This is a genomic window from uncultured Sphingomonas sp. (assembly GCF_902806265.1).
Lineage (GTDB): Bacteria > Pseudomonadota > Alphaproteobacteria > Sphingomonadales > Sphingomonadaceae > Sphingomicrobium.
Map to the genome: position 1 here is coordinate 1 of NZ_CADCVZ010000055.1, position 5,719 is coordinate 5,719.

Consider the following 5,719-nt stretch of genomic DNA (forward strand, 5'->3'; position numbering starts at 1 on the left):
CGCCGCCGCCGCCGCCGGCCGCGGCGCGCGTCAGCCGCGCGTCGGCTGCGCGTTACTTGGGCGGTGGCCTGGTGGACGCGGACAATGCCGGCGGCCGCTTCGCCGGGTCGGTGGGCGTGCGGTTCACCGTGCTTCCCAACGGCCGCACGGGGAACTGTCGAGTCACTCGCTCAAGCGGCAATCCCGGACTGGACGGGACGACCTGCAACCTCCTGCAGCAACGCCTCCGCTTCGTCCCCGCAACTAATGACGACGGGCAGGCGGTGGCAAGCGAGGTCGGCTCGGTTTATACTTGGGGCCGGACTCCGGGGCGCCCTCGTTAACAGCGACTGCCTCGGCCTGGATCGCATTGCGATTCTCGGCGAGGTACCGCACTGTGCTACGGGGCCTACCGAACCTTAACCTGCCTTAGTTAGTTAGCAAGTTGCCGCAAAGGTGAGCTCCTTTATAAGCTCGCTCATGCCGAGACGTTGGTTGCAAGGGGGCATTGTTGTCTGGCCGTTCCGTCCTGCTTGCGTCGAATTACAACGTCTGGCGAGAGCCGTTCAACGGGCAGTCCCAATCTTTTCTGAACGTCGTCAGGCAAGTGGAGGAAGGGGCTGATCTGATCGCACCTGTCGGTGCAGCTTACCTGTCGGGTCATGCCGTACGGCCCAGCCTGCGCTATCTCGCCACGGAATTCTCGCACCGGGTCACCTCGCAAGCGAGGCTGCGTCTCGGCCGACACGGCCTGTCCAACATGGTCGTGACCGATGTCGAGAAGAACTACGACCTGTTCTTCTTCTGCTGCCAGTTCCCGCACGAGCTGCCCGCGCTCGATCGCCTGCGGGGCTGGCGCAAGCGCAGCGGCTGGGCCGCGTGCTACATGCTCGAAAGCTGGTCCTCCAGCCTGCCCCCGACCGCCGGCAACCTCCGGATCCTGGATCAGTTCGATCAGGTGTTCGTGTTAAACGGCCAGTCCATCCCGGAGCTAAGCCGGTACACCAAGGCCAAGATCACGCCGCTTCCGCCAGCGACCGACGTGGCATGGGCAACGCCGATGCCGACCCCGTCCCGGCGGCCCATCGATGTCTACAGCTTTGGCCGCAGATCCCAAGTCATCCATGAACAGCTGCTGCAGCTTTCGCAGAAACGGCCTGATTTCTTCTACGTGTACGACACGATCCAGGGCGGAACTATCCCGGACTGGCTCGACCACCGCTGCCTGACGGCGTCGCACATGAAGCGCGCCCGCTTCTTCATCGCGTTCAACCCAATGGACATAGGCGGCGGCGGGAAAGGCGAGTTCCGGAACGAACAGGCGCTTTCGACCCGCTACTTCGAAGGTGCGGCGGGGGGCGCGGTGATGCTTGGTAGCCCGCCTGGAGTTCCCGAGTTCCAGGAGCATTTTGGCTGGCCCGGCTCGGTCATCCCGCTGGCCCCGGACGGCAACATCGAGGAACTGCTGGCTGAGCTGCTGCAGGACGAGGAGCGGCTGAAAACCGTCAGCCATCGCAATGTCGTAGAAAGCCTCCGCCGTCACGACTGGTCGCACCGCTGGGAGCAGGTCCTGTCTCATGTCGGCCTGGAAGGCTCGGCGGCGCTGCAGGATCGTCACGGCGCGCTGCGCCAATTGTCGGAACTTCCATACCAGTGGATGTAGCCGACACGGTCGTAATTGGTGGCGGAGTAGTGGGGCTCGCCTGCGCCGTGTCACTGGCGCGGCAAGGCCACCAGCTGCTCGTGCTCGAAGCCGAGGCGCAGGTCGGAACCGGGATCAGCAGCCGCAACAGCGAAGTCATCCACGCCGGGATCTACTACCCCCCAGGCTCACTGAAGGCCAAGCTATGCGTCGCCGGCCGGGAGCGACTCTACCAGTTCTGCCGGGAGCGAGGCGTTCCCCATCGGCGGCTCGGCAAGATCATCTTCGCCGCGGAGGCGAGCGAGCAGGATCAGCTCGACACGATCCAGGCGCGGGCCGAAGCTGCCGGGGTCCACGACCTGCGCCGGTTGTCCGCGGCGGAGGTGTCCCAGCTGGAGCCGGAACTCCGCTGTGCGGCCGCGCTCCTCTCGCCATCGACCGGGATCGTCGACGCGCACGCTCTGATGCTGGCGCTTGAAGGCGAGCTTGGCGCGCTTGGCGAAGGGCAAGTCGTCTGCAACGCGCGGGTCGAGCGCATCGAGAAGGTTTCCGACGGCTGGGCCATCCACATCAAGGGCGAGGACGGTCCCGCGCTGGTTGCCCGCAACCTCGTCAACTCCGCCGGGCTAGCGGCGACGCAAGTGGCTGAGCTGGTCGAGGAACTCGGCCGGGAGCATGTTCCCGAACCGGTTTATGCCCGCGGCTGCTACTTTTCCTACGGTCGCCCGGTCCCGTTCACCCACCTGATCTATCCGGTGCCGGTGCCCGGAGGCCTGGGCACGCATCTGACCCTCGACCTCACCGGCCGCGCCCGCTTCGGACCCAACGTGCAATGGCTGGAGGAACGGGATCACGGCCGCTTGGACTATTCGGTGTGCCCGTCGCTCCAGCCCGAATTCCTGGCGGCCGCCCGGCGTATTTGGGGCGCAATCGAAGCGGACGCGTTGCAGCCGGACTATGCGGGTATCCGCCCGAAGGTGCGGACCGCCGCGGGGCTCGCCGAGGACTTCATCGTCTCCGGGCCCGCCACTCACGGGCTGCCGGGCCTGGTCAACCTGTTCGGGATTGAGTCCCCGGGGCTGACCGCCTCGCTAGCCCTGGGCGACATGGTCGCGACCATGCTCGACGGCGATTAGGCGAACGCTTCATACTCGAAGAAGTCGGGCTCGTCTGACTCGAGGAGCGGCCAGGAGTCGTCCTTGGGCGAGATAGTGGTTACTGGCAGCGGCCATTCTATCCCCAGGCGAGGGTCGTTCCAGCGCAATCCGCGTTCCGCCTCCGGCGCGTAGGCAGCGGTGACCAGGTAGGTGACTTCGCAATCGTCGACCAGCGTCTGAAAGGAATGGGCGAAACCTTCCGGCACGTACAACATGCGGTTGTCGATAGCGCTGAGTTCGAATTTGCCGTGCTGCATAAAGGTCGGCGACCCGCGGCGGATATCCACGATCACGTCGACGATCGCGCCACGGATGCAGCGGACGAACTTGGCTTCGGTGTGCGGGCGAAGCTGGAAGTGCATGCCCCGCAGCGTCCCCTTGTTCGCCGAGACCGACGTGTTCTGCTGGACAAAGTCGGCCTTGAGGCCCTGTTCCTCGAACAGCTGGCTGTCCATGGTCCGAGCAAAGGAGCCCCGCTCGTCGCCGCGCACCACCGCCTCCACCAGCATCGCGTCGGTGAGATCCGTTTTATGGAAGATCATGCGTAAGCCCTTTGGGTCTGGCCGGCGACCGCTTGGCCGAACATCGCTTCCTGTTCGCGGTACAGGCGGTCGACAATCCGGCCCTCCGGCGTGCGCACGTCGTCAAAGGTCAGTGGCTGGTCCTTCCCGACTGCCCGGGTGAGCGTGCAGCCGAGCCCGATGCCGATCGGCAGCAGGCGCTCCGAACGGATCACGTCCATGTTTTCAGCAACTCCATAGACCTCGAAGCCGCCGAACTCCTCAATCACCTCGCCCGCTGCCAGCTCCTTCTTGGCCATTGCGATCACGCCGACGGACGGCTCGCGCGGCGCAAGCACCGCATCGCCGAACAGCACCGCCCGGGCGACCGAGTTCGGCACCTCGAAGTGGCACAGGTGGTAGGGCGTGTTGAACACGTAATGGGGGCCTTCCCCCAGCTTGTAGAGGTTGAGGTAATGGCGCTGCTTGGGGTCGTCCGTCGTGCCGATCACGAACACGCCCGGTCCGGGCCGCATTCCCACGACGTAATCGACCAAGCCGGGCCGGGCGGGATCGAGATGGTCGGCAAAGGCGGGCAGGCACTGCTCGACCGGCACCAAGGGACAACCCGGGTCGCCGCCGGAGTAATCGGGACCGAGCATGCCGCGCCGCGCGACGCGGAAGCCGTTCGCATTGGCGACGATCGCCTGCTCGAACGAAATCTTGGTGCCATCGGCGAACGAGGCGACCATGGCTGCGTTCTGCCCCCATTTGGCCGCGAAACCCGCCTGGGTTTCGGGGTTCCGGTAGGGGTCGTGCAAACCCTTTATGTTGCCGGCCAGCACCGGCGTCAGGCCGATCCCGCGCACGAAGCGCAGCAGGTTCTGCTGCACGCCCGGCTGGTCGCCGTCGGAGAAGGTGAAGATGACACCCGCCTCATCGGCATAACGCTTGAGGATCGGACCCACCGTGCCATCCAGCTCGGCGTTCATCTGGACCACGTGCTTGCCCGACCTGATCGCCGCCAGTAGCGCACGCGCGGCATATTCTATCGACCCGGTGACCTCGACGATCGCTTCGAGCCCTGACGCCTGCGCCAGCAGCTCCGCGTCCTCGGTCACGGCCGGTCGGCCCTCCGCGATCGCTCGTTCCAGCCTTGCCTGCGAGTCCACTAGCTCCGGCCTGATACCTGCCTGCTCGTAGCAGGAGATGGCCTTGCCGATGCTTCGCGCCGCGATCGCGCACAGCTGGATGCCCGGCACGGACTTCAGGATCTGCAGGGCGATGCCATGTCCCTGGAAGCCGGCGCCGACCATGCCGATGCGGATCGGCCGTCCTTCCGCGCGGCGCCGTTCAAGCGCAGTGTCGACCAGGATCATCTTGGGACTCCCAACGCCGGGCCCTCAGCCCCAGACCTTCCAAGCGGGAGTGGCGGCCCATTCGGCCTCGAGCACCTGCTTGTCCCGGAGCGAGTCCATGCTCTGCCAATAGCCTTCATGGTGGAAGCCACCAAGCTTTCCGCGATCGATCATGCGAGCCATCGGCTCTTCTTCCCAGACGGTTCCGTCACCGTCGATCAGGTCGAACACCTCGGGCTCACAGGCGAAAAAGCCGCCGTTGATCAGGCCGCCATCGGTTTTACCCTTTTCGCGGAAGCCGTCCACGGTGCCGCCCCCCTGCTCCAGGTGAAGCGCGCCGTACCGGCCTGGCTGCGTAACGGCGGTCAGCGTGCACCAATGCTCCTGCTTGCGGTGTTGCTCGAGCAAGCGGTCGATCCGCACGTCGCTCACCCCATCGCCGTAGGTCAGGAAGAAGGTGCCGTTGCTGAGCAGGTGCTGCGCGCGCTTGATACGGCCCCCGGTCATGGTGTCGCCGCCCGTGTCCAGGACTGTGACCTTCCAATCCTCGTCGAACTTGGAATGGAAGTCGATCTGGCCGCTGCCCAGATCGATGGTGAAGTCGCTGGTCCGCTGCCGAAAGTTCAGGAAGTAGTCGCGGATAAATTCCACTTTGTAGCCGCCGATTACCACGAACTCGCGGCAGCCGTAGTGCGCGTAGATCTTCATGATGTGCCAAAGGATCGGCATGCCGCCGATCTCGACCATCGGCTTGGGACGGATCGCCGTTTCCTCGCTCAACCGGGTGCCGAAACCACCCGCCAGCAGGGCGACCTTGGGTGCCTTCCCCGCGATGATCATCAGTTCACCCACTCGAGGTTCTGGGTGAGCCGTCCGGACGAGATATGCTGCTGGAGCACCTTCAGGCGAATGAGCTTGTCGGCATCCCGCTCGAGGTCCGCACCCGCGAGGCCCGCGATGATGTTATCGATAGATTGCGCCAGGCTGACCTGCGGCGTGAAGTCCGCCGCCAGCTGCTCGAACTGGGAGAAATCGACCCGGTAGGAGCGGCTGTCGACCGGCGCGTCCGAGTTGATCGACACT

General features: G+C 65.1%; 6 protein-coding genes and 1 pseudogene. 3 read left to right on the forward strand and 4 right to left on the reverse strand.

Translation table 11 applies throughout. From position 1 onward, the window contains the following. From QZX62_RS10370 to QZX62_RS10380, 3 genes are all read left to right on the forward strand, one after another. Positions 1-323 (forward strand): energy transducer TonB (locus QZX62_RS10370; protein ID WP_294174243.1); only part of this gene is annotated, 323 nt, incomplete at its 5' end. A gap of 167 nt (positions 324-490) precedes the next feature. Then, positions 491-1,642 (forward strand): glycosyltransferase, encoded by a 1,152-nt coding sequence (locus QZX62_RS10375; protein ID WP_294174244.1) that lies wholly within the window; start codon positions 491-493, stop codon positions 1,640-1,642. After that, positions 1,633-2,757 (forward strand): NAD(P)/FAD-dependent oxidoreductase, encoded by a 1,125-nt coding sequence (locus QZX62_RS10380; protein WP_294174245.1) that lies wholly within the window; start codon positions 1,633-1,635, stop codon positions 2,755-2,757. Before QZX62_RS10375 ends, QZX62_RS10380 begins: the two co-directional genes overlap by 10 nt. Here QZX62_RS10380 and rfbC read toward each other — a convergent pair. The 4 genes and pseudogenes from rfbC to QZX62_RS10400 all read right to left on the reverse strand — a co-directional run. Beyond that, complete coding sequence (gene rfbC / locus QZX62_RS10385) at positions 2,754-3,320, reverse strand: dTDP-4-dehydrorhamnose 3,5-epimerase (protein ID WP_294174246.1); 567 nt, start codon at positions 3,318-3,320, stop codon at positions 2,754-2,756. The two genes, QZX62_RS10380 and rfbC, sit on opposite strands and share 4 nt — an antisense overlap. After that, entirely contained in the window at positions 3,317-4,657 is a 1,341-nt protein-coding gene (locus QZX62_RS10390) for an NAD(P)-dependent oxidoreductase (RefSeq protein ID WP_294174248.1), read from the reverse strand. The genes rfbC and QZX62_RS10390 overlap by 4 nt, the downstream gene beginning before the upstream one ends. Before the next feature lie 24 nt (positions 4,658-4,681). Further along, on the reverse strand, positions 4,682-5,476 hold the full coding sequence (gene rfbF, locus QZX62_RS10395) for a glucose-1-phosphate cytidylyltransferase (RefSeq protein ID WP_294174249.1): 795 nt from the start codon (positions 5,474-5,476) through the stop codon (positions 4,682-4,684). Continuing rightward, a pseudogene (locus tag QZX62_RS10400) lies at positions 5,476-5,719 on the reverse strand (NAD-dependent epimerase); the annotation flags it as partial. The pseudogene QZX62_RS10400 and the gene rfbF, both read right to left, overlap by 1 nt.